The following is a 26,377-nucleotide window of genomic DNA, read 5'->3' on the forward strand; positions in this document are numbered from 1 at the left end:
AAAAAATTGTTGAATGATCAGGCGCTTTGGTAGGAAGTAGACTGGGCATCGCCCCACAGGTCTTCAATGCCATAAAATTCGCGCTTTTCAGTTTTAAATACGTGTACAACTATGTCAAAATAATCAAGAATAATCCAGTCTGCATGTTCCAGCCCTTCTTTTCTCCAGGGATTAATTTGTGTTTTTTTATAGATTTCTTCCTCTACACTATCGGCAATTGCTTTTACCTGTGTTGCGGAATCTGCGTTGCAGATGATAAAGTAATCAGAAACTGAACTGTTGAGTTCTCTCAGGTCTAATCTTACAATATCGTTTCCTTTTTTTTCCTGTATGCCATGTACAGCGATCTCAGAGAGGTATGTAGAAAGGTTTCCGATTTTCTTTTTTACCATTAAATTGTTTTAATTTTGATAAACAAATATACAATCAACACTTGCAAAATAACACTTTTTCAACATTATTTGTTGGTCAAAATTTGATCAGATTATCTGAGGTTGATTCTACCAATAACTTTTTAAAGACAAAAGCTTCAAATTCCGAGCCATTACCGGAAGGGACTGTTATTATGGCAGATAAACAATTTGCTGGACGTGGGCAGCAGCAAAATACCTGGTATGCGGAACCGGGTCTGAACCTTACATTCAGTATTTACCTTTGCCCGTCCTTTTTGGCTGTAAGTCAACAATTTCTGTTGAATATGGCTGTTAGCGTGGCTTTAAGAGATGCATTAGGGGATTTGCTTGGGCCTTTTTTAAAAGTGAAATGGCCGAATGACCTGTATTACAAAAACCAGAAACTCGGTGGGATCCTGATTGAAAATATCATTGCCGGAACTACCTATAAAGCTTGCATTATTGGAATTGGGCTTAACGTAAACCAGCAAAGTTTCGACCCGAAGCTGCTGGGTAGGGCAACTTCTGTCTGGAAAATTTTACAGCAGGATGTTAATTTGATAGAGCTGCTGAGTTTGATTTGCAGTAATGTGGAGGCGGAGTACCTAAAGCTGAAATCAGGAAACGTTAATAAGTTACAGTCAGATTACATTAATGGCCTTTATCTTTTCAATGAGCCGGCACTTTACCGCCATAATGGCCAGTCTTTCAAAGGCAGGATTGTAAATGTAAGCCAGAATGGCTTATTGACAATCCTGTCGGATGCGGTTGAAAGGGAGTTTAATTTTAAAGAAGTAGAATTTTTGAATAACATTTAAAGATTATAGCTAATTTCACGGCCTTGTAAAAGAAATGTTTTTAAAAGGCTGAGCTATCAAATGAACAAGATAAAGAATATCGGGGTACTAACTTCCGGGGGCGATGCCCCTGGGATGAATGCTGCCATCAGGGCGGTTGTCAGAGCTGCAATTTATTACGATTTACAAGTTACCGGAATTCTGAGGGGATATGAGGGACTTGTTCATGGAGATTTTATGGAAATGAACAGAAAGTCTGTTGCCAATATCATCCAGCGCGGGGGAACGATCTTAAAAACCGCGCGCAGCGAAGCCTTCAGGACTAAAGAGGGCCGTGTGCAGGCATACGAGCAATTAAAAAAACAAAATATAGATGCGCTGATCGTAATTGGCGGAGACGGAACTTTTACAGGGGCTAATTTGTTTACCAATGAATTTAATTTTCCTGTAGTAGGCTTGCCGGGCACGATTGATAACGATTTGCAGGGAACCGATTTTACCATAGGGTACGATACAGCCATCAATACGGTTGTAAATGCTGTAGATAAGATCAGGGATACCGCAGAGTCGCACGACCGGTTATTTATTGTGGAAGTAATGGGCAGGGATTCTGGCCTGATAGCTTTAAGAAGCGGTATAGGCGTAGGGGCAGAGGCAATTCTTATTCCAGAGGCAAATATGGGGGTTGAAGGGCTTATTCAACGTTTGGAGAATGGCCGCAGGGACAAGGCTTCGAAGATCATTATTGTGGCAGAGGGCGATGAAGTAGGCGGAGCTTTTAATGTTGGAGAGGCGCTGAAGGAAAAATTCCCGAATTATGACATCCGGGTGTCTGTTCTGGGGCATATACAACGTGGAGGAAAACCGAGCTGTATGGACCGGGTTTTGGCGAGCCGTTTTGGTGTTGCCGCTGTTGAAGGGGTTTTGAATGGTCAATCTGGTGTGATGGTAGGACAGGTAAACAGAGAAGTTGTTTTTACACCGTTTGACCACGCAATTAAACACATAGATGCACAGGAGGTGAGTCCGGCCTGGTTAAAACTGGTTGAAATATTGTCGTTATAAAAAAAGGCATTTCAATTTGAAATGCCTTTTTTATTGATGTTAAATTAATCTTCAACGATTACAGCAGTACCGGTTGCGGCAACCATAAGCATGCTGCCACCGCTGCCGACAGTTTCGTAGTCAAGGTCTACACCGATAATTGCATTGGCACCCATTGCTGCTGCATACTGCTGCATTTCATTGATGGCCGTGTTTTTTCCTTCCCTCAATACCTGCTCATATGAACCAGACCTGCCACCAACGATGTCACGGATACCTGCAAAAAGATCTTTAAAAATATTGGCACCAATAATGGTTTCGCCACTAACCAGGCCGATGTATTTTACTACTTTTTTGCCTTCTATGGAATTGGTTGTTGTAACTAGCATAACTGTTTATTTTAAGGTTTGACCATAATCGAAGAATAATGTTACATTATTAGAGCAATTTCTGGAGGACCTGCTGCCAGGAATCTACCCGCTCATAGCCGTTAATAAGCATATTGTGCGGGGATGAAAAAAGCAGTTTACGCCCATTGAAGCCATGAAAGTTTTTTATCCGGTCATCGATCATTACATCTGCATTTACGATCTTATTTCCGCAGAATACAATGTTTTTCCAGCCGACAAAAGGGAAATGATCCGCCAGCCAGTCGAGTTTGTCTTCCAGTGAATTTCTGAATTCTGTAGCTGCGGAGACAACATATACTTCATGTTTTTCCTGTAGTGTTTTCACTGCGTCTATACTTCCCGGAATGACTGGCAGATCTCTGAAGAAGCCTTTTTCGTTGATGTAATCGAACCATTTGTTGTTGGCGTGTTCGGGAACATGATGGTATATTTCATTTCCAGGGTCCAGAACCAGGTCTAAAGGGACGCCATAATCGCGGTGATACAGCTTAATAAACTTACTTAAAGGGTCGGCAAGGACTTCGTCCATATCGATTGCTATTCTCATCAGGGTATTAATGGGGTTTACCCAAATATCTTCTAAATGGACCAATAATTACATAAAATGAATTTAAAAATATTGCATCTTGTTAATCATTAGTATTTTACTTACTTTTGCAGCCCCGCAAGCACGAAGCTCCGGGAACTATGTTGAATACATAAACTAAAAGAAGAAATGGCAACTAAAATCAGATTGCAAAGATTCGGTAAAAAAGGGAAACCTTTTTTCCACGTAGTGGTAGCGGATTCCCGTTCACCAAGAGATGGTAAATTTATTGAGCGTTTAGGTTCTTATAACCCAAATACCAATCCTGCTACTATTGACCTTAATTTTGATAAAACTCTTGACTGGGTAAACAAAGGTGCTGAGCCTACGGATACTTGTCGCGCTATCCTTTCTTATAAAGGTGTTTTGTACAAAAAACACTTAGAAGGTGGTGTTAAAAAAGGAGCTTTGACCGCAGAGCAGGCAGAAGCTAAATTTGCGGAGTGGTTGAGCGCCAAAGGAGAAAAAATTGAAGGCAAAAAAGACAGCTTAACCAAGGCAAAAGACGAGGTTAAAAAAGCTGCTTTAGCTGCTGAGGCAAAGAAAAATGCTGATCGTGCTGCTGCAATTGCAATTAAAAACGCACCTGTAGAAGAAGAGGTGGCAGAAGAAGTTGCTGTTGAAGAAACTGCAGCTGCAGATGAGGCTCCTGTAGCTGAAGCTTCTGCTGAAGAAGCTCCTGCTGCTGAAGAAAGCAAAGAAGAAGAAGCATAGGTTTTTATATTGTGCTGATGATAGCGAAGAATTCATTCCAATGGTTCTTCGCTATTTTTATTTTTAGGTATTTATGAAACAGGAAGAAGCATTTTATATTGGGTATATTACCAAAACCAAAGGTCTGAAAGGAGAAGTTCAGGTATTTTTTGAATACGATGAGCCGGAATTGTTAGACCTGGATGTTGTTTTTGCAGAGATCAATGGCAAGATGGTTCCGTTTTTTGTATCGTCCTGTAAACTGCAGCACAACAATACGGGTAATTTTTATTTTGATGACATTGATCATATAGACAAGGCGCAGCAATTGGTAAAGAAAAAGGTGTACCTGCCATTGACCAAAATGCCTGACCGCTCTGATGATGATTTTCATTACAATGATCTTAAAGGCTTTGTTGTTTCGGACGAGACTCAGGGCGAATTGGGCGAGATTATTGAAATAAACGAATATCCCCAGCAATTTGTGGCGACCATTTTGTATCAGGGTAAAGAAATAATGTTCCCTTTAAATGAGGATATGATTGTGGAGATCGACCAGGAGCAAGGTAGCATGCTGGTTGATTTACCAGAAGGCCTGCTTGATATTTATCTGTCAAATTAGTTTTAACTTTACCGAATGCGTTTTGACATCATATCTGTTTTACCTGATCTGCTTGGGAGTCCTTTTGCCCATTCTATATTGCTGCGGGCACAAAAAAAAGGAATTGCCGAAATTGTGGTGCACAATCTGAGGGATTACGCCAGCAATAAACAAAAGAGTGTTGACGACTATCCTTATGGGGGAGGCAGCGGTATGGTCATGTCTATTGAGCCTTTTGCACGCTGTATTGAAACACTAAAAGCGGAGCGGGTGTATGATGAGGTTATTTTTATGAGTCCGGACGGAGAAACCTTTAACCAGACAATTGCGAATGAATTGTCGGGAAAAGCAAATGTCATGATCCTTTGCGGGCATTATAAAGGCATTGATCAGCGGATCAGGGACTTATTTGTAACCCGGGAAATTTCTATTGGTGATTATGTGCTTTCAGGAGGAGAACTGCCCGCTGCGGTTTTGGTCGACGCGATTGTTCGTCTTATCCCGGGGGTACTAAATGATGAAACCTCAGCCCTTTCCGATAGCTTCCAGGGCGAATTGCTGGATGCTCCGGTTTATACCAGGCCTGCAGACTGGAGGGGACATAAGGTTCCCGAGGTGTTACTGAGCGGACATGAGGCAAAAATTAACGAGTGGCGTCATGAGCAGGCCCTGGTCCGGACGCAGCAGCGCAGGCCTGATCTTTTAGCAGATTAATCCATTTCATTTTTGCCATCCCGGCCATACAGGCTTTTTTGAATGCTTTTTGTTTTTTAAGCAAAAAAATTAAATATTTTGTTGGGGCATGAAAATTTTTTGAGTACGTTTACACTAAAAAATTATAATGGCGCTGTATTTTTTATGAGATATTCCGTAAAAAATAATTAACACTAACTAAATATAATGTTTATGAGCGATAAAGCAAGAAAGTACAAGATCAACGATTTTTTGTTGAAGTTGCCGGTATCTCAATACAGGGATGCTGTAAAAATCATTCCGAAGGTACTTGGGGTTTCCCTGAATACCTTTCATAATTACAGGAACATTTTAAGTGGGGATAAACAGGATATTCCCTATGAGAAAGTTGTACTGTTTGAAAAGCTGTTTGGCCTGAAGAGTGGCGGGCTGATTAATAAAGAAACAAAATGCAAGCCGCTGAACGAACTTTTGAATAAAGAACGGATCGGGAGTGGCCCGAGTAAGTAACGCCAAAGCTTATTTGTAAAATGGATAAGTATAAAATAAATGAATATTTATATCGGTTGAATGTTGTTGAATATTCAGCCGCCAGAAAAATTATTCCCAAAGTGCTCGACATCTCGCTGAATACTTTTCATAACTACAGAAATATAAAGATTGACTCTGAAACTGACATTCCTTACGGGATCATCAGAAAACTGGAGATTCTTTTTGATGTGAAGAGAGGCGATCTGGAGAATTTTCAGCTCAAGGGAAAAGATTTAAAAACACTGATCTATAGCGAAAAGGGGAAATAAAAGCGCTTCTACGGGTTTTTGGTTTGTGGAAATATTAAAGAATGTGGAAAAAAATAAAAAACGTTTTTATTTCTAAAATAAAATTCCTAATATTGCAGTCCGATTTTAAACAACAAAAAATCGGCTTAATAGCTTAAAATCATGGATTTAGTAAAATTTGTTGAAGAGCAGGTAATCGCAAAAAATGAGTTTCCTGCGTTCAAATCAGGAGATACAGTGAGTGTTCACTATAAAATTCGCGAAGGTAATAAAGAGCGTATTCAAATTTACCAGGGCGTAGTATTACAACGTAACAGCGTAGGCGCAAGCGAAACGTTTACTGTTCGTAAAATGTCTAACGGTGTTGGTGTAGAGCGTATATTCCCTATCAACTCTCCAAACATTGCTAAAATTGAAGTGAACAGCTACGGTAAAGTTCGCAGAGCTAAATTGTTCTACCTGCGTGAGTTAACTGGTAAAGCAGCTCGTATCAAATCTAAAAGAGTTTAATTTCTTTAAAAAAAATACAGGAACCTCCCCGATCATATCGGGGAGGTTTTTTTGTTTGTATATCTTTGCGGCAACTAACTTAATATAATAATGAAAGAACTGTTAAAAAAATTCGAGGAGAAGCGACCCGAGATCGTTTTTGAGTGGAAAGATAAAGAATCTGAAGCGGAAGGCTGGGTGGTGATCAACTCACTTCGCGGAGGGGCTGCGGGTGGCGGTACCAGGATGCGTAAGGGTTTAGATAAACGTGAGGTTGAATCTCTGGCGAAAACCATGGAAGTTAAATTTACTGTTTCAGGACCTCCGATTGGGGGCGCCAAGTCGGGAATAAACTTTGATCCTGCAGATCCCCGGAAAAAAGAAGTACTGGAACGCTGGTATAAAGCGGTGATGCCATTGCTAAAAAACTATTATGGCACAGGCGGGGATCTAAACATTGATGAGATTCATGAGGTCATTCCTATTACTGAAAATTATGGGTTATGGCACCCGCAGGAAGGGGTAATCAGCGGACATTACCAGGCAAGGGAAAATGAGCGCATTCACCAGATCGGACAGTTGAGATATGGGGTATCAAAGGTATTAGAGGATTTGAATTATACACCGGACATCAAGAGAAAATATAAAGTAGCAGATATGATCACCGGTTATGGGGTAGCTGAATCTATTGGTCATTTTTATAGCATCTGGGGCGGAGCGCTGTCCGGTAAAAAAGCCATTATCCAGGGATGGGGAAATGTTGCTGCTGCTGCAGGTTATTACCTTGCACAGAATGGTGTGAAAATTGTGGGTATTATTGACCGTGTGGGAGGCCTGATCAATAAAGAAGGCTTTACCAAAGAAGAGATCATTGATTTGTTTAACAACAGGGCTGGAAATACCCTGGTATCTTCGGCGCTGATCCCTTTTGAACAGGCCAGTCAGGAGATATGGAATATTGGCGCGGAAATATTTGTTCCTGCGGCCGCATCCAGGCTTGTACAGCAAACGGAAGTAGACCAGCTGATCAAAGTAGGGCTGGAAGTGATTGCCTGCGGTGCAAACGTTCCTTTTGCCGACAAAGAGATTTTCTTTGGAAGTATTATGGAGCATGCAGATAACCATGTTGCCGTTATCCCTGATTTCATTGCAAACTGCGGTATGGCCAGGGTATTTGCCTATCTGATGCAGAGAAATGTGGAAATGAGCGATGATGCTATCTTTACAGACGCGTCTGACGTAATTTATAAAGCAATGAAAGCAGTACACAAGGAATCTTCTGAGCGGAAGCAATTGTCAAAAACTGCTTTTGAAATCGCATTAAAACAACTGGTATAATTATGATGGATAACCAATTTTTTGAACAAATCTTCTGGGGCAATACAGTTAAACAATACTGTATTTTTGTGATCATTATTTTACTTGGATTATTTTTCAAAAGATTGGTATCCAGGTTGTTCAGTCAGGCGCTTTTTAAGGTCTTCAGAAAATTTGCCGAAGAAGTAAAGGGCGAGACATTTGTTGCCCTGCTTTTAAAACCGATCGAATCCTTCATTACGTTTTGTACGATATACCTAGCCATTAACACATTAAGCCATCCGCTGGATATTGTTATTGGGCATAGGACGAAAGCAAAATTGCCGGTAACGATTGGCGATTGCCTGGATAAGATATTCCTGTTCCTGATCATTCTTTCTGTTTTCTGGATCATTTTAAGGATTGTTGATTTCATCGCCTTTGTACTGAAGCATAAAGCATCAATTACAAACAACAGGGCCGACGACCAGCTGGTCCCGTTTCTAAAAGAGCTGACCAAGACGCTAATCTGTTTTCTGGGATTTTTTGTCTTGCTGGGCTTTGTTTTTGAAATCAATGTGCTTACCCTGATCACCGGTCTTGGAATCGGAGGTATTGCAATTGCCCTTGCCGCAAAAGAAAGCCTTGAAAACCTAATTGGATCATTTACGATATTCCTGGATAAACCCTTTACCGTAGGCGACGTAGTTAAGGTAGACGGCATAGAAGGAACCATTGAAAAGGTTGGTTTCAGGAGCACATGGCTGATCAGTCCGGATAAAACAACAATTGTGATCCCCAACAGGGCAATGATTGACGGGGTATTGGAAAATGTTACTTTGAGGAATTACAGGCGTGTCAGCTTTTTTATCGGAATTGTATATGAAACCAACCCGGCCGATATTAAGGCCATCCTTAGCGCCATAGAAGAATATTTATCGGCCAACAAAAATACAAAAGATGGTTATGCTGCATTTGATAATTTTGGCGACTCAGCTTTAAATATTCAGGTTGTTTACCTGGTAGTCAATATGGAGCATAGTAACTTTGTTAAAGTTAAGGAAGAGATTAACTTTAAACTGATGGAAATTGTACAGGACTATCGGTCAGACTTTGCTTATCCAACACAGCGGTCTATTGGTGATCCGCTGCCTCAGAAAAATGAGAAGTAACAAAAAGGCCCCGATTTTCGGGGCCTTTTTGTTATAAGTGTTTTATGCTTAGCTGAGTTCCGCCAATACGGTGATCCCGCCTTTTACGACCTGATTGAGTTCCAGGTTAACCTTTGTGCCCAGCGGTAGAAATATATCCACCCTGGAGCCGAATTTGATAAATCCAAACTCTTTATTCTGGGTTACATTGTCACCTTCTTTAACATACCAGACAATTCTTCTGGCCAGGGCGCCGGCGATCTGTCTGAACAATACCGGAGTGCCGTTCTTATGCTCTACTACTACCGTAGTCCTTTCATTTTCGGTGGATGATTTGGGGTTCCAGGCTGCTAAATATTTGCCCGGATGGTATTTAAAAAACTTCACTATTCCAGAGATCGGGTTTCTGTTGATGTGAACATTTACCGGCGACATGAAAATAGAAACCTGCAGTCTTTTGTCCTTAAAGTATTCTCCTTCTTCTGTTTCCTCAATAACCACAACTTTACCATCCGCCGGGCAAATCACGAGGTTTTCACCATTTGTAAAAGTTCTGGAAGGATTACGAAAGAACTGCAGTACTGTGATGAACAGGAACAGGGAAAAAAGATAGATCAGCCACTTCAGCCAGGTAATGTCAGCATATCTATAATCGACAACTGCGTTGATGATAAATATGAAAAGTACGGAAAGTGCAATGGTGGTGTAACCTTCTTTGTGTATGGTCATGGATCTGAGATATATGTTTCCGCAAAATTGAGAAAAAAAAATTACATTTTGGCCCTGTAAATATCTTTCAGGTTCCTGCCCAGTCCATCATAATCCAGGCCATAGCCTACAACAAATTCGTTCCCGATTTCAAAGCCAACATATTCCAATTCTTCAATTTCTGCTTTTAATGCCGTCGGTTTGAATAGGAGTGTGCAAACCTTTACAGAAGCAGGCTGCTGCTTTTGTACTTCTTTAAGGATATGTGTGAGTGTAAATCCGGTGTCAACGATATCCTCTACTATAATCACATCCCGGTTGTGCAGGTTTTCCGGCAAGCCAAAGGCCTGTTTAATGGCTCCTGAACTTTCTGTGCCCTCGTAAGATGAAACCCTGATGAATCCGATCTCACAGGGAATTTCAATTTCTCTGATCAAATCGGCCATAAAAAGAAAGCTGCCATTGAGCACTCCAATGAATACCGGGCACCTGGACTCATAATCCACATTCATCTGTATCCCGATCAGGCGGATTCTTTTGCTGATGTTATCGTTGTCCAGAAGTATTTCAAACTCCTTATCTGCTATATGAATCTTGTGCATGCCCCCTGATGATTTAAAGTTGTGCCGCTTTTTCTTTTTCCTTTTCTTTACGGCGTTGTTCCCTTCGCTCCTGTCTCAACTCTTTTCTGGTTTTTTGAACGGTATCCGTCTTTAGGGGTTGCCTGTTTGAGGTAGTATCCTTTTTAGAGCGTCCAAACAAGCGGTCGAAAAGGTTCTTTGAGGCATCCTGCGTTTCTACAGCAGGCAAAGGATCTTCATTGTCGAAACTATTGGTGTCAATTTTTGTGGTATCGGGCAATAGGTATTGCCTTAATCCTTCACGTAAACGCACGTTGTAAAAACCGTAGCCGCTGGTATCGCCAGGGGTAAGGCCTCTTCTGGCCATAATGTTGCCAATGTATTTGAAATAAGGATAAAGATAGTCTTTAAGCCCCCCGTCTCCTCTGAATTTGTACAGTGCAATTTTAGGCCTGGGAACAATATTGGCAAGAAAGATACCTTCTCCTATGTTGAGGTCTGAAGGCTTTTTACCAAAATAATAGCGGGTTGCTTCACCTATCCCATAAATGTTCTGGCCCATTTCAATGATGTTGAAATAGACTTCCAGCATCCGGTTTTTGCTTACCAGCCTGTTGTTTTCAATAAGCCATACAATGAGAATCTCTTCGGCCTTCCTGGACAGTGTTTTCTGCCTGCTCAGAAACACATTCTTTACCAGCTGCATGGAGATGGTACTGCCTCCCCTGACAAATTTCTTTTCTTTAAAGTTAACTGCAAAAGACTTACGTATAGACTCCTGCACAAAGCCTTTGTGGGTAAAGAAAGAAGGGTCTTCGGAAGTTAGGATGGCATTTTTGAAATTGCTGGAAACTTCTGAAAGCGGTGTGAAATTAGGATTGGATGGTCCGATCAGGATATCACGCATTGGCTTTCCGCGTTCATATGGCGTGTATACAAAATCACCATTGATCTTTTGAAGGTTGGTTTTGCCCCATTTCAGAATTTTAAAATTATGAGGGGTAAGTCCTGAATAAAATTTTACACTATCAGGCTGGGTACTGTCCAGATAAAAGCTGAGGTCATAGCTTACTTTTCCGCTTACTTTCATGCCATCAAGGGATTCAAACAGGCCCTGTGGAAAGGAACTCAGCACTTCCTGGGCATCCTGCTCAGGTGCATGTAATTTAAGTTCGTATATTTTATTCGGAGAAAGCGTATACTTTACATAAGGGTGAATGGCCGCCTTTTTTAAGAAGACGGTTGAGGAGCTGTCCAGTGCCACATAATTCTTTCCGATAAGCATATCTGCATCTATTTTGGCGTCGGGAACGACAATGTCATTGGAAGCGATTTTAGGGTGATTGACCAGCAGGTTCTTTACCGACCATGAGCCCGATATTTTAAAGGCATCTCCACTGTATTCGGCACTTTTCATTTCCGTTCTTACGGTATCAAAGCTAAGTTTAGCCTGAAGCTTTTTGTTCAGGTAGGGAAGTTCTACCTTTTTATTGTCGGCAAACAGCATAATGTCGAGTTGTTTCCTGCCGGGCTTAACCGTTCCGTTAATGTGCCAGGTTGATTCTGTTCCGTTTACAAGGACGGTTGATTTTAAATCCCCATCATCTATGGTTGCCGTTGTGGTCAGAAAAGATAGCTTTGCAGTGTCGTTGTCATTTACATTCAGCAGAAAATCCTTAATCTCCATATTGTCAGGGATTTTATACAAAACCTGGTTTAAAAGGTTATGAGCAAGATCGCCAAGGTCTACTTTGTTTTTCTTTTCTGTACTGTCCTTCTTCTTCCTTTTAAGAAAGAAATCCAGGTTGCTCAGTGAATCCCTGAAAACGATGTTGAGCTTTCCGGTATTTAAGTTGATTTCAGAAAGTTTGACATCTCCAAACAGCAAAGGGAAAAGCTTTACACCAATGGTCATTTCGTTGATCGTGCTGAGTGTGTCTCGGTCTTTCGGGACCACCGAAATGGCTTCCATACGTACAGTATTTAGACCACTGAAGCCATATCCCTTAATTTTAACATCCAGCCCATAATCTTTTTCCGCCTTGGCTATGGCCCTGGCCATCATCCGGTTTAAGAGCGCCTCCCTTTTGTTATAGGCAACAGTTCCGGCTATGATGAGGATGAGCAGAAAACTCCCCAGTACCCAGGCTCCGATCATTACATACTTCTTTGGGATATTGATTTTAGGAAAATGCATGCTATAAAATAGATATTACTGCTAAACGTTAAACTCAAATGTTTATTTCGTGTTAAAATTACAATAAAAAGGGGCATTAAAAATTTATTGTGAGCGTCTTTTGTTATTTTTGAATAATGATAATTACCCAGGAACAAGTTCTAGCGGCTTTGAGGAATGTTGAAGATCCGGATCTTAAGAAAGATCTGGTAACCTTGAACATGATTAAAGAGCTAAAAATAGAGGATAACCAGGTCAGTTTTACCCTGGAGTTGACAACCCCGGCCTGTCCGATGAAGGATATGCTGAAGAATGCATGTGTAAATGCCATTAAGCATTTTGTTAGTCAGGATGCTGAAGTCGGGATCGACATCAGCTCGAGGGTAACAAAACCTATGGATAGTTCACAGCTGAATGCCATCCGGAATATTATCCTTGTTTCCTCCGGTAAGGGAGGTGTTGGAAAGTCTACTGTAGCAAGTAATCTTGCCGTTGCCCTGGGTGCAGGGGGTGCAAAAGTAGGTTTAATCGATGCAGACATTTATGGCCCGTCAGTCCCAACGATGTTTGGTTTGGTAGACGCAAAACCTAGTGCAAGGGAAACGGAGGGAGGAAAAACACTGATTCTGCCGATTGAAAAGTACGGGATAAAACTACTTTCCCTTGGGTTCTTTGCCGATCCGGATCAACCGGTGCCATGGCGGGGACCTATGGCTTCGAATGCGGTAAAGCAGCTTTTTAATGATGCCGATTGGGGTGAACTGGATTATCTGATTGTTGATCTTCCACCGGGCACTGGCGATATTCACATTACCATTACCCAGGGATTCCCGATTGCAGGAGCAGTTATCGTAACCACGCCCCAGCAGGTGGCTTTGGCCGATACCAGAAAAGGATTGGCCATGTTTAAAATGCCATCTATAAATATTCCTGTTTTGGGTGTAATAGAGAATATGGCTTATTTTACCCCGGAAGAATTACCCGACAATAAGTATTATATTTTTGGCAGGGACGGAGGAAAAGAGCTGGCAAAATCATTTGACGTTCCTTTTCTGGGAGAAATTCCGCTGGTACAAAGCATTACTGAAGGTGGTGATAGCGGTGTGCCGGTTGCAATGGAAAGTGCCGGGACATTGGCAGCTTCCTTTGCAACGATTGCCGGGAAGGTGGCCCAGCAAGTTGCCATTAATAATGCCCAGCGGGCAGGTAGCCTATCTTCGATCGACTGAAAATGATGTTATAAGGAAAAAAATTACTATTTTTATATTTTAATAATTTACCAAAATGAATTTAACAGAACAAGTAGAGCAGGCGTTGGAAACCATCAGACCATATTTAGTTGCTGACGGAGGGGACGTTGCGATAGAAGAGATTACGCCGGAAAACGTCGTTAGATTAAAATTATTGGGTAATTGCGGCTCTTGTAAAATGAGTTTTATGACGATGAAAGCCGGAGTGGAGCAGGCTATTATGAAAGCTGTTCCGCAAATTACCGGAGTTGAAGCGATAAACCTGACCGAGCCGGTATAAATGATTTAACACTATTTAACTAGCACTCTTAGTTGTAAGCGCTATTTTTGTAACATGAAGTATTTGCTGACCGTCATATTGTTCCTCTTAGTTTCTTCTGTATTTGCACAGCATACTACAGAGAAGCCTTTGATCCAATTCACCGGTATCATTAACGATGTGGACAGTAATACTGCAGTTTCTTATGTGACGGTTACCAATTTAACGAATAAAGGGCAGCGATACGCGGCCAATTACAAAGGTTATTTTTCTTTTATTGCTCATCCTGGCGATACCATTCTGTTTACGGCGATTGGTTACCGGGATGTTTTAATGAATATTCCTGCAGACATCAAGGACAGTAAATATACCGCGATGGTGAAGATGAAAGCGGAAATTGTAAACCTGCCCACTGTACGTGTTTACCCATGGGCTACGGTGGAGGAGTTTACAAGAGATTTCATGTCGATGAGAATTGCCGATGACGATTATGTGATCGCTGCCAGGAACCTTTCACCGGAGAGCCTTAGCGGGTTGATTCAGACCTTGCCTAGGGACGGCGGGGAGATCCAGAGCATCAATAATCGTTTGAACCACGACCGGGCGCTGAACAAAAACATGGTCCAGACCAATCCACTTTTAAACCCTTTCGCATGGGGCAAACTCATGCAATCTATTTTTAAGGGGGATAAAATCAGAAGCGAAAGCAATTAAAAGCGCTTAACGCCTTTTGCTTTGCTGCGGGAATCGCATTTTATAATCAGCCTTTACGTTTCCTTTAGATATGGCATCCAGCTTGCTTTTTAGCATTCTTTTACGCAACAGGCTTAGGGTATCTGTAAACAGCTTGCCTTCAATATGGTCATATTCGTGCTGTATTACACGCGCCGGCATTCCTGTTACTTCCTCTTCTTTAAGGTTCCAGTGCTCATCGTAGTACCTGATGCGGATATTTGGTTTGCGCATCACATCCTCCCTGATGTCGGGAATGCTCAGGCAGCCTTCATTGAAAGCCCAGGGCTCGCCGGTTTCTTCCAGGATCTCGGCATTGATGAAAACTTTTTTGAACTTATCTTTATCGTCCTCATCGGCTCCGGTGTCTACAATAAACAGGCGTATGGGCAAGCCAATTTGCGGGGCCGCAAGACCTACGCCATGCGCATTGTACATGGTCTCGAACATGTTGCTGATCAGCTGATCCAGCTCCGGATAGTTTTGCTCAATTGGCGTGCATACTTTTTTTAAGACCGGATCTCCGTAGGCTATAATGGGTAACTTCATGGTACAAAAGTACAAATATTACCCTAAAGGATAAAAAGTTAGCGAAGTAAGATTACTTTCATCCAATATTTCATTTGCAATATTCGCCATGTCGGTAGTGCTAACGGCCTGGATTTTCCCAAATATGGTTTGCAGATCGTCTATCCTGTCATAGTCCAGCAGGCTTTTGGCCATGGCGATGATCAGTCCAATACGGTTTTCTTCCCCAAGGGCAATTTGTCCGATAAACTTATTTTTTGCCTTTTGCAGCTGGATTTCAGTCAAAGGATTTTGCTTTATTTTTTTAAATTCCTTCAGTATGAGCGACCGGGCCTTGCTTACTTTTTCCTTATCTGTACCAAAATAAAGGCTGAAGATCCCGGTATCGCTTAGGGGGCTGTAGCTACTTTCAATGGTATAGGCAATCCCATATTTTTCCCTGATCTGCAGGTTTAGGATCGAGCTCATCCCCGTTCCTCCCAATAAATTGTTTAGCAGGAGTAAGCCCGTTTTGTAAGGATGGTGCAGGGAATAGGCCTGCATGCCCATCATAACATGTGCCTGTTGAATAGGTTTGCTGAAAGTTTTTGCAACTGCAATTGTTTGCCGGGGAGCAAGCCTGGTGTGGCTGTACAGGTTCGCAGGAATTTCCGAATAATATTTTGCCCCGGTTTTAACAACCTTGCTCAATGGATAATTACCCAGTACAGCAATCACGATTTTATCGGTATGATAGTTGTCTTTAATAAACTGAAGAATGTCTTTTTTCGTGATGTTAGAAACGCTATCTACCGTTCCAAGGATATTTCTCCCCATAGGATGACCTGCAAAGACCAGATCTTCAAAATCATCATAAATGGCTTCCTCTGGTTGATCCAGATAGGAGGCAATCTCATCCAGCACTACACTTTTCTCTTTCTCCATTTCATCTTCAGGAAAAACAGAGTGAAATACAATGTCGTTAAATAACTCCAGTGTCCTGTCTAAATACGGATTAAGGAAAGAGGCGTGTATGCAGGTATATTCTTTGGTTGTATAGGCATTTAAATCTGCCCCAACACTTTCCAGCCGGTTTAATATCTGGGTGGTATTCCGCTTTTCGGTGCGTTTGAAGATCAGGTGCTCAATAAAATGGGCAAGGCCGGCCTGGTACTCCTTTTCATCTCTGGATCCGCTGTTGATGATGATACAGGCATGAGATATGGCCGATGCGGCAGGCACATGAAGCAGGCGGATGCCGTTTGGCAAGGTATGAACGTTGTATTCCATTAAAGGGCAAAGGTACATAGAAATATATCATGGCATTATAATTTTATTTGAACTGTCAATTTGACAACAAATGCAGTTTGGAATAGGCATTGATAGGGCTTTATGTACTTAAAAATGAGTTATTATATGAGCATAGAAGAAAAAGGAACGATATCCATTCACACGGAGAATATTTTCCCGATCATCAAGAAATTCCTGTATTCAGACAACGAGATCTTTTTAAGAGAGCTTGTATCCAATGCCGTTGATGCGGTACAAAAGATTAAACGCCTGGCCGCTTTGGGTCAGTATAACGGCGAGTTGGGCAACCCCTTGGTGGAAGTTTCCGTAGATGAAGAGAAAAAGACGATTACCATAACCGATAATGGTTTGGGCATGACTGCCGAAGAAATAAAAAAATACATCAATCAGGTTGCTTTTTCGGGAGCAAGCGAGTTTGTAGAGAAGTTTAAAGATGCAAAGGATGCCAATGAGATCATCGGTAAATTTGGTCTGGGCTTTTATTCTGCGTTTATGGTGGCCGACCTGGTTGAAATCCAGACGCTTTCTTACCAGGAAGGTGCTGAGCCCGCCCGCTGGGTTTGCGACGGCAGTACCGAATTCGAAATTACCGCAGGCAACAGGACCAGCAGAGGAACGGAGATTACTTTACATATCAATGCAGAATCTGAAGAATTTCTGAGTAAGCACAAACTGGAAGAGATTTTAGACAAATACGGAAAGTTCCTGCCTGTTCCGATTAAGTTTGGCACCAAAACCATACAAGAGCCTGATGGCGAAGATGAAGAAGGAAAACCAAAAACGAAGAGTGTAGAGGTAGACAACATCATCAATACCACCAATCCGATCTGGACCAAAGCGCCTGCAGATTTGTCAGATGAAGATTACCTGGATTTCTACAAACAGCTTTATCCTTTTTCAGAGGAACCTTTATTCTGGATCCATTTGAATGTAGATTATCCGTTTAACCTTACCGGTGTATTGTACTTCCCTAAAGTGAAGAACGACTTTGATCTGCAGCGCAATAAAATTAAGCTGTTCTCCAGACAGGTGTTTATTACAGATGAGGTAAAAGACATCGTACCTGAATTTTTGATGCTTCTGCATGGGGTAATTGATTCGCCAGACATTCCGTTGAACGTTTCAAGAAGCTTTTTACAGGCTGATGGAAATGTTAAAAAGATCAACAGCTACATTACCAAAAAAGTTGCGGATAAATTGCAGGAGCTCTTCAACAAAGACCGCAAAGGTTATGAAGAAAAATGGAATGATATCGGGCTTTTTGTGAAATACGGAATGGTAAGTGAAGAGAAGTTTTATGAGAAAGCTAAAGATTTTGCCTTACTGACCAACACCAAAGAAGAACACTTTACGTTGGATGAATACCGTGATAAGGTAAAAGATATTCAAACCGACAAGAACGGCCAGCTGGTGTACATTTACGCCAACGATCCTGCCAAACAGGACAGCTTTATCCAGTCTGCCAATAAACTGGATTACGATGTGTTGCTGATGAACTCTCCGATTGACAACCACTTTGTAAATCATCTGGAGCAGAAACTGGAAAAGACTTCCTTGAAACGTGTGGATTCCAGTGTAGCCAGCAAGCTGATTGAGAAAGACGATAATGTTGAGTCTGTTTTGACAGAGGAGCAATCTAAAAAAGTGGCGGCCATTTTTGACAAAGCCATTAACAAGCCGGGCTACCATGTGGAAATTGTTGGTCTGAACCCGGAAGAACTGCCGGTAACCGTTACTATGGACGAGTTTATGCGCAGGATGAAAGACATGGCCGCTATGGGTGGCGGAATGGGCTTTTATGGCAACATGCCAGACAGCTATAAGGTAGCCATCAATGGAAACCATAAGCTGATCGGAAAGATCATAGCAACCGATAGCGAAGAGGAGCAGGGCTTATTGGCCAAACAGGCAGTAGACCTGGCGCTGCTGGCGCAGGGAATGCTGACTGGTGCAGACCTGACTGCTTTTGTAAGCAGAAGTGTAGCGTTGATTTAAGTTCAGCTTTCTGAAGCTTGTAAAAAGGCCCGGCATTTGCCGGGCCTTTTTTGTATATTTTTGTATTCTTGTAAATCGGGAATATTATATCATGTACCAGCAGTTTGAACAACTTTTTCGGGAACATTATCAGACGTTGTGTTATTATGCCAATATCGTTACCAGAGATATGGAAGCTGCAGAAGACATTGTTCAGGATGTTTTTGTGAAATGCTGGGCAGCTATCCAGAACGATCATCTGGAGATTCAGCAGGAACATTATTTATATCGCTCAGTAAAAAATGCTGCTTTGAATTATGTTAAGGCACAGAAGGTAAGGAAAAATTATGCAGATGATTATGAATCTACGCACTCAGAAGCAGATGCAGGAAATGATTCCATGATCGCTGCAGAAACCCGGAGTCGCATTATGGAGGCAATTGATAGCTTACCCCCGCAATGCCGAAAAGTTTTTTTGCTTTGTGTACTGGAAGATAAAAGTTACAAAGAAGCTGCGGAGCAGCTGGGCATTTCTGTCAATACCGTCAAAACCCAAATGACCAAGGCCTTTGCTACACTGAGGCCCAAGTTGAAGGATTTAACTTTTCTTGTTTTCTTTCTTTAAATAGCAAAAAGAAAAAAAGATAAAAATTCAAATCAGACATCACCCTTTTTTTCTGTTGAGTTGTCATGGTGGTATATGGAGGAGATGAACACTCACGACAAGAAAGAAATACAAGAACTAATGGTAAGGAGCATTACCTCGGGGGAATTGAACCCTGGGGAGCAGGCTAAGCTTAACTCCTGGTTGTTGCTGGATGCAAAAAATCAGCAGGAGTATAATGACCTTATTGCTGTTAAAAACCTCTTTGCACATAAAGGATTGAAAAGACCTGATGTTGATGCAGGATGGGAAAACGTTAGGCAACGCATCTCAGAAGGGTCTATCCAGGTGATTTCTTCGGCAAGACCATTCTCCTGGCTCAGGTATGCTGCTGCTGTAGTTATGCTGGTTGCAGTAGGACTTACAGTTTATTTGTCGAATAGAACAAAGGAGCAAGCAACACTAATGGCGCAGGTTATACAACCGGGCGGGAACAGGGCTGAATTGATACTGCCTGATGGAAAAAGACTGAGTTTACAGAATAAATTGACCATTGATATTTCGGGAGAAAAGAATAGTCCGATCGCAACAAATAAAGGAAATGTGCTGATCTATAATTCAACCTTTGGGCAACAAGGTTTTCACCGGCTCGTTGTGCCAGAAGGAGGGCAATACGAAATTATCTTGCCGGATAAAAGCCATGTATGGGTCAACTCTGGTTCTGAATTGACGTATAAAGTAGACTTTAGCAGCGCCGCTATCCGTGAAATCAAACTGACAGGAGAAGCTTACTTTAAAGTTGCGAAGGATAAAAAGCACCCTTTTATTGTTAAAACGGAACATATGGATGTTGAAGCTGTGGGGACGGCGTTTAATGTAGCTGCCTATAAGGGGGCAAAATACGCTGAGGCAACTTTGGTAGAGGGGATTGTGAACGTAAGCGACCGCCAGGGGAACAAACAACGGATGCTCGCAGGGTCTAAAATCAGAATAGAAAGTAAAAAGCCGAATGTGTTGCCTGCCCTTCAGAAAACTGTATCGGTATATGGGGATTATGCCTGGAAGGATGGTGTATTTGTTTTTGATAATATGCCATTGGTGCAAATCATGGAACGAATGAGTCGATGGTATAACATCAAAATCATATTTACAAACACTGAAGCAAAACAGTTGCGTTTTACGGGCTCAATAGAGAAAGACAAAACATTAAACACCGCGCTTAAACTGATTGGCACATCTACAAACGTAAAGTTTGAAATCAAAAACGAAACACTGTACATCACTAAACCTTAATAACAATCAACTAACCTTTAATTTATGAACCAAACTTTTACTAAAAGCGGTCGTAAGCGCCGCCTGTCAAAATTGGTCAGGGCTTTCTTCCTGATCTACCTCAGTTTTATATGCTGTCTTCCGGCTGGGGCCTTTGCCCAGTCAGGCCGATTTACCATTTCTGCTAAGCAAGTTAGCTTAAGCGAAGTATTCAAAATGATGAAGACCCAACAAAAAGGGCTGGATTTCTTTTATAGTAACAATGAATTTGACGCCTCAATAAAAGTAGATGTAAATGTTTCGAACGTTTCATTGGACGAACTGATGAACATTCTATTGCCGGAACAGTACGGATATCAATTGATAGACAACAAGCTTGTCATCAGACCTCGTACAGCTACAAAAGCTGCGGTAGAGCAAAAACAAGATGAGCAGATATCAGGAGTTGTCAGGGACAAATCCGGACAGGTGTTACCTGGTGTAATTGTTAAAGCAGTTGGATCCAAAAGCACAGCAATTACTGATGTAAACGGCAGATACACGATTCATGTTCACGGCAACGATGTACTGGTTTTTAGCTACATTGGTTTCGAAAAACAGGAGCAGCGTGTAAATGGCAGAGCGGTACTTGATGTTGTATTAGCAGAGGATGTTGCGGCTTTAAAAGAGGTTGTTGTAACAGGGTATCAGACGCTGCAGAAAAAAAACACGCCAGGATCTACAGGCGTAATCACAAGCCAGGAAATAGAACAAAATAACAACCGGTCTTTGAACAGACTGCTAGAGGGGGCGGTACCTGGACTTAGTATTTACAAAGACGCAAAAGGCCTGGATGACCTTAGAATACGAGGGGGCAGCTCTCTACGTGCAGGAACCCAGCCTCTGTTGGTGGTAGATGGTTTTGTTACCACTATTCTTCCCAATATTAATGAAATTGAAAATATTACTGTTTTAAAAGACGCCTCGGCCTCAGCAATATGGGGGTCTCAGGCATCCAATGGTGTGATTGTACTCACCACAAAAAAAGGTAAAGAAGGCAAATTGAAAATCAATTATTCAGGGAATATTAGAATCGCGAACCGGCCTGATTACAATGAACTTAGACGAGCTGATGCTCCAACATTGATTGATTATCAGAAAGAACAGTATGATAAAGGATATATAATTGCACCTATTTTTGATGGTTCTAAATCGGGTTATTCCCAATCTATAGGTATTTTCAACGATTATGACCGAAAGGATATCACCCTGGCACAGCGTGATGAGAGGCTTGCCGCTTTGGCAGGCTTGTCCAACAGAGAACAGATCGACAATTTGTTGTTACGTCCTGCGGCCAATCAAAGCCATTACCTGTCTTTTTCAGGAGGAGCAGATAGAATGAAGTATTTTTTATCTGCAAACTATCAGTCTAACCTTGGTGGGGCAAAGCGGAACAAATCTGATGTGATGACGATAAACTCCCGTAATACATTTTCCCTGGCCAGCTTTGTAGACCTGAGAACAGATCTGTCGGCTACTTATTCTTCCGGAAGAAGCGGTTATTCAGATGTGGAAGGAAACATCCGGAGGTTATTACCTTATCAAATGTTGAAAGATGCTCAGGGCAATTATGTTTACGACTATATAAATTTTAACAAAGTTGAAAACGACAGGCTCAAAGGACTCGGCTATCTGGATAATGGTTTTAACCTGCTTCAGGAAAATGAAGAGTCAAATAATACAAGCAAAGGCTGGGGGCTGAAAACCAGGTTAGGTGTTGATTGGAAAATCATTCAGGGATTAAGCTTGTCGAATGATTTTATTTATGAGCGGACCACCAATACCCTGAGAAACCTGTATGGGGAAAAAGGTTATGATGCGCGCACGCTGATCAATCGTCTCACATCTGTTGATGTTGCAAATAAACTAGTCTTTAATATACCAAAAGGCGATATTTTGGATTTAAGCATTGGAACATATAACAATTATGCGTTCCGTAACCAGCTCAATTATGTAAATACGTTTGACAAAAAACACTATGTAAATGCAATTGCCGGTTTTGATCTCCGTAAGACCGTTAACGAATCGAATAAATCACGTCGTTTGGGTTACAACGATGAACTGCTGAGTTCTCAAAATATCGACGCAAAAGTGCTGAGTTCTCCTGGAATTGTCTGGTGGGATGGTAGCCGCCAAACGTATAGTCCTGGCTCTTATGAAGGCCTGGGCTTTGTAGATAACCGGGAATATTCCTTTTACTCGACGTTAACTTATACGTATGATGGGCGGTACAACATAGCCGGAAGTTACAGAACTGATCATTCTAACCTGTTTGGGGCAGATCCTAAATTTAAACGGACCCCTCTATGGTCTATTGGCGGTCAGTGGAATATCAGCAATGAGCATTTTTTTCAATCCAATACCATATCAAATCTTGGACTTCGGATCACTTATGGCCTGACGGGGAATTTCGACAGGAGCAGCTTGACAACGACCTATCTGGTGGCTTCCCGACTTTTTAACGCAGTGATCAATGACTATTTTGCAAGAGTAAATACTCCTCCTAACCCTAAATTGCGCTGGGAACGGTCGCAGACTTTTAATCTTGGGACAGATATTGGGTTATTGAGTAACCGTTTTACGATGGCACTGGATTATTACCGTAAATATAGCTATGATTTACTCGGCAGTCAGGATCTAGATCCTACAGTAGGTTTAGCAAATGCTATCATAAACGCGGCGAATATGATCAACCATGGTGTAGAACTGAGTATCAAAGCTGGCGTGATTTCAACTGAGGATTTTAGCTGGAGCAGCAACTTTAACCTCGCCTATAATAAAAATAAGGTAACCAGTAATAAAATTACAGACAGCAGCCCGGCAATTAACAGGCCTAACGGAGTCGTGCAATTTTTAGAAGGGTACGAGCGAGAATCAATCTGGAGTTACAAGTGGGCGGGACTGGATAACGCCGGTCGCCCTCAGGTATATGACGGAGAAGGGAATAAGATCTATGTTCCAAATGTGGGATCTTTGGTTTACAGCGGGACTGCGAGACCGAAGGTCAGCGGGGGCTGGACCAACACTTTCAGGTATAAAGGTTTCGAGGCAATGGCATTCCTTGTATTCAACTATGGACATGTGATCAGAAGAGAAATGCCAAATATGTACGGCTACGACTGGAGTGGCGCATACAACAATCAGATTGCTCAACGCTGGCGAAAACCAGGAGATGAGCAGACTACGGATATCCCTGCCATTCCCGCGTTAGTGGATTTGAGTGATAACTATTCAAGGGCAGCAACTTTATCCAGCAATAGTATTGCTGATGCTTCCTTTGTAAGACTTAGAGAAATCCAGCTTGGATATAATTTTAAGCCAGCTTTTTTAAAAGGGACTCCATTTAAAACGATAAGACTGGTAGCCCAGATGAACAATGTATATATGTTCAGAAAAAATAAATATGGCATCGATCCGGAGGCCTTAACTGGGGCCAATTCAACTGCGAACGTAGCATCTATATATTCCCTACCAGAACCTCTTACGACAACTATCGGGCTTAATTTCGGACTTTAATTTATACAGATATGAAAATGAGATTTTCAAAAAATATTAAAATATTCAGTCTTTTGTGGATTGCAGCAATTGCAACTTCCGGTTGCCAGAAGTTCCTGGATGTAACCCCAAAAGGTAAATTCATCCCCAAATATATTAAGGACTATGAAGAACTCGCATCTAACCCCTCGTATTCTAGTAATGGAAATGCAGTGTTGGAACGGTTATCGGATAACATCTATCTGAGCGATGCAAGGATTTCAACTTCACTTACCCAAAATACTACTAAAGCTTATCAATGGGCTCCAGAGCTCTACGTCGAAACAGAAACAGATGGAGCCTGGGATCCTATGTACAATAACATTTACAATGCAAACATCATTATTCAGGATGTAGAAAAGCTTACCGATGGGACCGAATTACAAAGGACACAGGTTTTGGGTGACGCTTTTTTTAACAGGGCCTACGCTTACTGGTGCCTGATTAATACCTATGGAAAAGACTATGACGCAAATACTGCTGCTACGGATTTAGGCATACCCTTGATAACCATTCCTGACCTTGAAGCTAAGCCTTCACGAGCTACAGTTGCCGAAGTTTATCAGTTGATCCTTCAGGATCTTTTAAAAGCAAAGGACCAGCTTCCGGCTGCGGCAAAGAATGTATACCGTAATGATAAAACTGCAGCGTTGGCATTACTAGCCAGAGTTTACCAAAGCATGGATAATTATCCGGAGGCAAAAAAATATGCAGCTGAAGCGCTGCAATTAAAAAACACACTTTTTGATTACAATACGCTTAGCTTTAAAGACCCTTTAAAACCATCAGCAGCAGGTGTCAACAACCGGCCTGTTGATTATCTTCATCCGGAGATGATCTCTTACAAAGCAACAAGTTTCGGATCTATCCTGACCGGCTTATGTGTCTCTCCCGATTTTCTGAGTGTTTTGGGCACTAAAGATTTGCGTTATGTATTTAATTTTTCAAACCTGGAATCTAACGGAAAACCAACTACAGAACTTTATGCGATTTACCTGAGATTTGATCTGAGTTATAATATCGCCGTTCCCGAGATGATGCTGATCGTTGCCGAAGCGGAAGCCCGCTCTGGGCAAATAGCACCCGCATTGCTGCAGCTCAATACCCTTAGAAAGAAAAGGTTTAAGCCTGCTGATTATGCAGATTTAACTGCAGCAACTGCTGATGATGCCCTCAAACTTGTTATTGATGAGCGGAGAAGAGAACTGTTTGGCAAGGGGCTCAGGTGGTTCGACATGAGGCGCCTGGACAGTGACCCAAGGTTCAGAAAAGCCTATACCCGTGCAAATACAGGAGGTACTTATAAACTGGAACCAGGGTCACCAGTATTTGTGCAGCAAATCCCACCTAAAGTAATGTTGTTAAACCCGGGGATTCTTCCTAACCCAAGATAGATGAGGATTTTAAATATCATGAAAGCTGCGGGGATAGTTTCTGCCCTGCTGCTGGGAAATGCTGCTTTTGCGCAGCATAATTACGAGATAAAAGGACAGATGGCTGGATTAACCCAGCCATCAACGGCCTACCTGTACAATTTTGACAAAGGCAGGAAACTGCTGGACAGTGCTGCGGTAGTTAATGGGGCGTTTAGTTTTAAAGGAGCCGTAAAGCACCCCCTTTCTGTATCCATTCAAATTAAAAAAATCCGCAAGTCGGTATCTTTCTTCCTGGAGAATGAGAATTACACCATACTCATGCAGCCCGACTGGAAGAATAAGGACAGCGTTAGCGGGGGTAAAGAGATGGGCATACAGCGCGCTTATGAAGCCGAAACCGCCAGTCTGCAGGCACAATTGCAGGAACTGGGACGCAAATACAGTAACCTGGGCAAAGAAGAGCGCATTAAGGAAGGAGAAGAAATGGGGATGCTCAATGAAAAAAAGGCGGCCATTGACTATAAATATATCCGCAGATACCCAGCCTCTCTGGCCATGCTGCACATGATGCGGCCGCATTTCGAAGTCATGAACTTTAAGCAGCTTCAGGAAATAAAGGCGCTTTTTTCGCCCGAACTGGCTTATTCTGATGTCTACACCAGATTACTCGAACTTTATGAGAAAAAGAAGACGGAATTCCTAGTAGGCCAGCCGGCACCAGATTTTACCCTGCCAGACCATAACGGCAAACCAGTCACTTTATCTGCCTTAAAAGGTAAATATGTGGTGGTCGATTTCTGGGCCTCCTGGTGTACGCCCTGCCGTGCGGCAAACCAGAAAATAAAACCGATTTACGAAAAGTATAAAAACAAAGGTTTTGATATGGTCTCCATTTCTATGGACGATAAAAAGGATTTGTGGGATGCCGCGGTTAAGAAGGATGCCCTGCCCTGGATACAGGTATCGGGGCTAACTGGAATCAAGGACTGTCCCGTTGCAAAAAAATACAGTGTCACCAGTCTGCCTACCGTTTTTGTGCTCGACAAATCGGGTAAGGTGATCGCCCAAAACATTTCCGAAAAAGAGCTGGAAGCGATACTGGAACAAAACCTGAACTAAAATA

Annotated in this window: 27 protein-coding genes; 19 read left to right on the top strand and 8 right to left on the bottom strand. The window is 42.0% G+C overall.

The window, feature by feature from the left end; all coding sequences use genetic code 11:
- Window positions 1-17: 17 nt before the first annotated feature.
- Window positions 18-392 carry a ribosome silencing factor gene (rsfS, locus tag B9A91_RS10615; protein ID WP_084238305.1) on the bottom strand — a complete coding sequence of 125 codons (375 nt, stop codon included), beginning with the start codon at window positions 390-392 and terminating at the stop codon, window positions 18-20.
- 83 nt (window positions 393-475) lie between these two features.
- Between rsfS and B9A91_RS10620 the strand changes: the two genes are divergently transcribed.
- Together B9A91_RS10620 and pfkA are read left to right on the top strand one after the other, a co-directional pair.
- The gene (locus tag B9A91_RS10620) at window positions 476-1,210 is read left to right on the top strand and encodes a biotin--[acetyl-CoA-carboxylase] ligase (RefSeq protein WP_235012523.1); all 735 of its coding nucleotides are present in this window, start codon (window positions 476-478) and stop codon (window positions 1,208-1,210) included.
- A gap of 60 nt (window positions 1,211-1,270) precedes the next feature.
- Complete coding sequence (gene pfkA, locus B9A91_RS10625; RefSeq protein ID WP_084238307.1) at window positions 1,271-2,254, top strand: 6-phosphofructokinase; 984 nt, start codon at window positions 1,271-1,273, stop codon at window positions 2,252-2,254.
- Window positions 2,255-2,298: 44 nt separating this feature from the next.
- On the opposite strand, the gene B9A91_RS10630 is transcribed toward pfkA, so the two are convergent.
- Both B9A91_RS10630 and B9A91_RS10635 read right to left on the bottom strand, forming a co-directional pair.
- Window positions 2,299-2,622, bottom strand: coding sequence for a YbjQ family protein (locus B9A91_RS10630; protein ID WP_084238308.1), 324 nt, complete (start codon window positions 2,620-2,622; stop codon window positions 2,299-2,301).
- Window positions 2,623-2,671: 49 nt separating this feature from the next.
- On the bottom strand, window positions 2,672-3,190 hold the full coding sequence (locus B9A91_RS10635; RefSeq protein WP_235012524.1) for a 5' nucleotidase, NT5C type: 519 nt from the start codon (window positions 3,188-3,190) through the stop codon (window positions 2,672-2,674).
- A 168-nt stretch (window positions 3,191-3,358) separates the two neighbouring features.
- Between B9A91_RS10635 and B9A91_RS10640 the strand changes: the two genes are divergently transcribed.
- The 8 genes from B9A91_RS10640 (at window position 3,359) to B9A91_RS10675 (ending at window position 8,952) form a co-directional block, all read left to right on the top strand.
- Window positions 3,359-3,943, top strand: coding sequence for a 30S ribosomal protein S16 (locus B9A91_RS10640; RefSeq protein ID WP_084238309.1), 585 nt, complete (start codon window positions 3,359-3,361; stop codon window positions 3,941-3,943).
- A 73-nt stretch (window positions 3,944-4,016) separates the two neighbouring features.
- Window positions 4,017-4,544, top strand: coding sequence for a ribosome maturation factor RimM (rimM, locus tag B9A91_RS10645; protein WP_084238310.1), 528 nt, complete (start codon window positions 4,017-4,019; stop codon window positions 4,542-4,544).
- A gap of 15 nt (window positions 4,545-4,559) precedes the next feature.
- Window positions 4,560-5,237 carry a tRNA (guanosine(37)-N1)-methyltransferase TrmD gene (gene trmD, locus B9A91_RS10650; RefSeq protein WP_084238311.1) on the top strand — a complete coding sequence of 226 codons (678 nt, stop codon included), beginning with the start codon at window positions 4,560-4,562 and terminating at the stop codon, window positions 5,235-5,237.
- Window positions 5,238-5,429: 192 nt separating this feature from the next.
- Window positions 5,430-5,726 carry a hypothetical protein gene (locus tag B9A91_RS10655; protein ID WP_084238312.1) on the top strand — a complete coding sequence of 99 codons (297 nt, stop codon included), beginning with the start codon at window positions 5,430-5,432 and terminating at the stop codon, window positions 5,724-5,726.
- 20 nt (window positions 5,727-5,746) lie between these two features.
- Window positions 5,747-6,016: a hypothetical protein gene (locus B9A91_RS10660; RefSeq protein ID WP_084238313.1), complete on the top strand. Its 270-nt coding sequence runs from the start codon at window positions 5,747-5,749 to the stop codon at window positions 6,014-6,016.
- A gap of 141 nt (window positions 6,017-6,157) precedes the next feature.
- The gene (gene rplS / locus B9A91_RS10665; protein WP_084238314.1) at window positions 6,158-6,505 is read left to right on the top strand and encodes a 50S ribosomal protein L19; all 348 of its coding nucleotides are present in this window, start codon (window positions 6,158-6,160) and stop codon (window positions 6,503-6,505) included.
- A gap of 90 nt (window positions 6,506-6,595) precedes the next feature.
- Window positions 6,596-7,822 (top strand): Glu/Leu/Phe/Val dehydrogenase dimerization domain-containing protein, encoded by a 1,227-nt coding sequence (locus tag B9A91_RS10670; protein ID WP_084238315.1) that lies wholly within the window; start codon window positions 6,596-6,598, stop codon window positions 7,820-7,822.
- 2 nt (window positions 7,823-7,824) lie between these two features.
- Window positions 7,825-8,952 (top strand): mechanosensitive ion channel family protein, encoded by a 1,128-nt coding sequence (locus B9A91_RS10675; protein ID WP_235012525.1) that lies wholly within the window; start codon window positions 7,825-7,827, stop codon window positions 8,950-8,952.
- Between the two features lie 48 nt (window positions 8,953-9,000).
- On the opposite strand, the gene B9A91_RS10680 is transcribed toward B9A91_RS10675, so the two are convergent.
- The 3 genes from B9A91_RS10680 to B9A91_RS10690 are packed head-to-tail and all read right to left on the bottom strand — an operon-like array spanning window position 9,001 to window position 12,417.
- Window positions 9,001-9,660, bottom strand: coding sequence for a phosphatidylserine decarboxylase family protein (locus tag B9A91_RS10680; RefSeq protein ID WP_084238317.1), 660 nt, complete (start codon window positions 9,658-9,660; stop codon window positions 9,001-9,003).
- 41 nt (window positions 9,661-9,701) lie between these two features.
- A complete protein-coding gene (gene hpt, locus B9A91_RS10685) occupies window positions 9,702-10,241 on the bottom strand; it encodes a hypoxanthine phosphoribosyltransferase (RefSeq protein ID WP_084238318.1) in 540 nt (179 codons plus the stop codon).
- A 13-nt stretch (window positions 10,242-10,254) separates the two neighbouring features.
- On the bottom strand, window positions 10,255-12,417 hold the full coding sequence (locus B9A91_RS10690) for a transglycosylase domain-containing protein (protein WP_084238319.1): 2,163 nt from the start codon (window positions 12,415-12,417) through the stop codon (window positions 10,255-10,257).
- A 116-nt stretch (window positions 12,418-12,533) separates the two neighbouring features.
- Between B9A91_RS10690 and B9A91_RS10695 the strand changes: the two genes are divergently transcribed.
- From B9A91_RS10695 to B9A91_RS10705, 3 genes are read left to right on the top strand one after another with little or no spacing between them, the layout of a single operon-like run.
- Entirely contained in the window at window positions 12,534-13,625 is a 1,092-nt protein-coding gene (locus B9A91_RS10695; protein ID WP_200815629.1) for an Mrp/NBP35 family ATP-binding protein, read from the top strand.
- Between the two features lie 55 nt (window positions 13,626-13,680).
- Complete coding sequence (locus B9A91_RS10700) at window positions 13,681-13,926, top strand: NifU family protein (protein ID WP_084238320.1); 246 nt, start codon at window positions 13,681-13,683, stop codon at window positions 13,924-13,926.
- Window positions 13,927-13,980: 54 nt separating this feature from the next.
- Window positions 13,981-14,619, top strand: a complete 639-nt coding sequence (locus B9A91_RS10705) for a hypothetical protein (protein ID WP_084238321.1) — start codon at window positions 13,981-13,983, stop codon at window positions 14,617-14,619.
- 6 nt (window positions 14,620-14,625) lie between these two features.
- Here the strand turns inward: B9A91_RS10705 and def are convergent, their stop codons facing one another.
- Window positions 14,626-15,186: a peptide deformylase gene (gene def / locus B9A91_RS10710; RefSeq protein WP_084238322.1), complete on the bottom strand. Its 561-nt coding sequence runs from the start codon at window positions 15,184-15,186 to the stop codon at window positions 14,626-14,628.
- Window positions 15,187-15,204: 18 nt separating this feature from the next.
- Entirely contained in the window at window positions 15,205-16,434 is a 1,230-nt protein-coding gene (locus B9A91_RS10715) for a M16 family metallopeptidase (RefSeq protein WP_084238323.1), read from the bottom strand.
- Window positions 16,435-16,560: 126 nt separating this feature from the next.
- Here B9A91_RS10715 and htpG point away from each other — a divergent pair, with 126 nt between their 5' ends.
- The 6 genes from htpG to B9A91_RS10745 all read left to right on the top strand — a co-directional run bounded on the left by htpG (window position 16,561) and on the right by B9A91_RS10745 (window position 26,373).
- Window positions 16,561-18,450, top strand: a complete 1,890-nt coding sequence (gene htpG, locus B9A91_RS10720) for a molecular chaperone HtpG (protein WP_200815630.1) — start codon at window positions 16,561-16,563, stop codon at window positions 18,448-18,450.
- Window positions 18,451-18,541: 91 nt separating this feature from the next.
- Window positions 18,542-19,054: an RNA polymerase sigma-70 factor gene (locus B9A91_RS10725; RefSeq protein ID WP_084238324.1), complete on the top strand. Its 513-nt coding sequence runs from the start codon at window positions 18,542-18,544 to the stop codon at window positions 19,052-19,054.
- A 75-nt stretch (window positions 19,055-19,129) separates the two neighbouring features.
- Entirely contained in the window at window positions 19,130-20,326 is a 1,197-nt protein-coding gene (locus B9A91_RS10730) for a FecR family protein (RefSeq protein WP_084238325.1), read from the top strand.
- A 24-nt stretch (window positions 20,327-20,350) separates the two neighbouring features.
- On the top strand, window positions 20,351-23,860 hold the full coding sequence (locus B9A91_RS10735; RefSeq protein ID WP_084238326.1) for a SusC/RagA family TonB-linked outer membrane protein: 3,510 nt from the start codon (window positions 20,351-20,353) through the stop codon (window positions 23,858-23,860).
- Between the two features lie 17 nt (window positions 23,861-23,877).
- Window positions 23,878-25,272: a RagB/SusD family nutrient uptake outer membrane protein gene (locus B9A91_RS10740; protein ID WP_159451683.1), complete on the top strand. Its 1,395-nt coding sequence runs from the start codon at window positions 23,878-23,880 to the stop codon at window positions 25,270-25,272.
- The gene (locus B9A91_RS10745) at window positions 25,273-26,373 is read left to right on the top strand and encodes an AhpC/TSA family protein (protein WP_084238328.1); all 1,101 of its coding nucleotides are present in this window, start codon (window positions 25,273-25,275) and stop codon (window positions 26,371-26,373) included.
- The last annotated feature ends 4 nt before the right edge of the window (window positions 26,374-26,377 follow it).

This window comes from Pedobacter africanus, from assembly GCF_900176535.1.
Taxonomy (GTDB): domain Bacteria; phylum Bacteroidota; class Bacteroidia; order Sphingobacteriales; family Sphingobacteriaceae; genus Pedobacter; species Pedobacter africanus.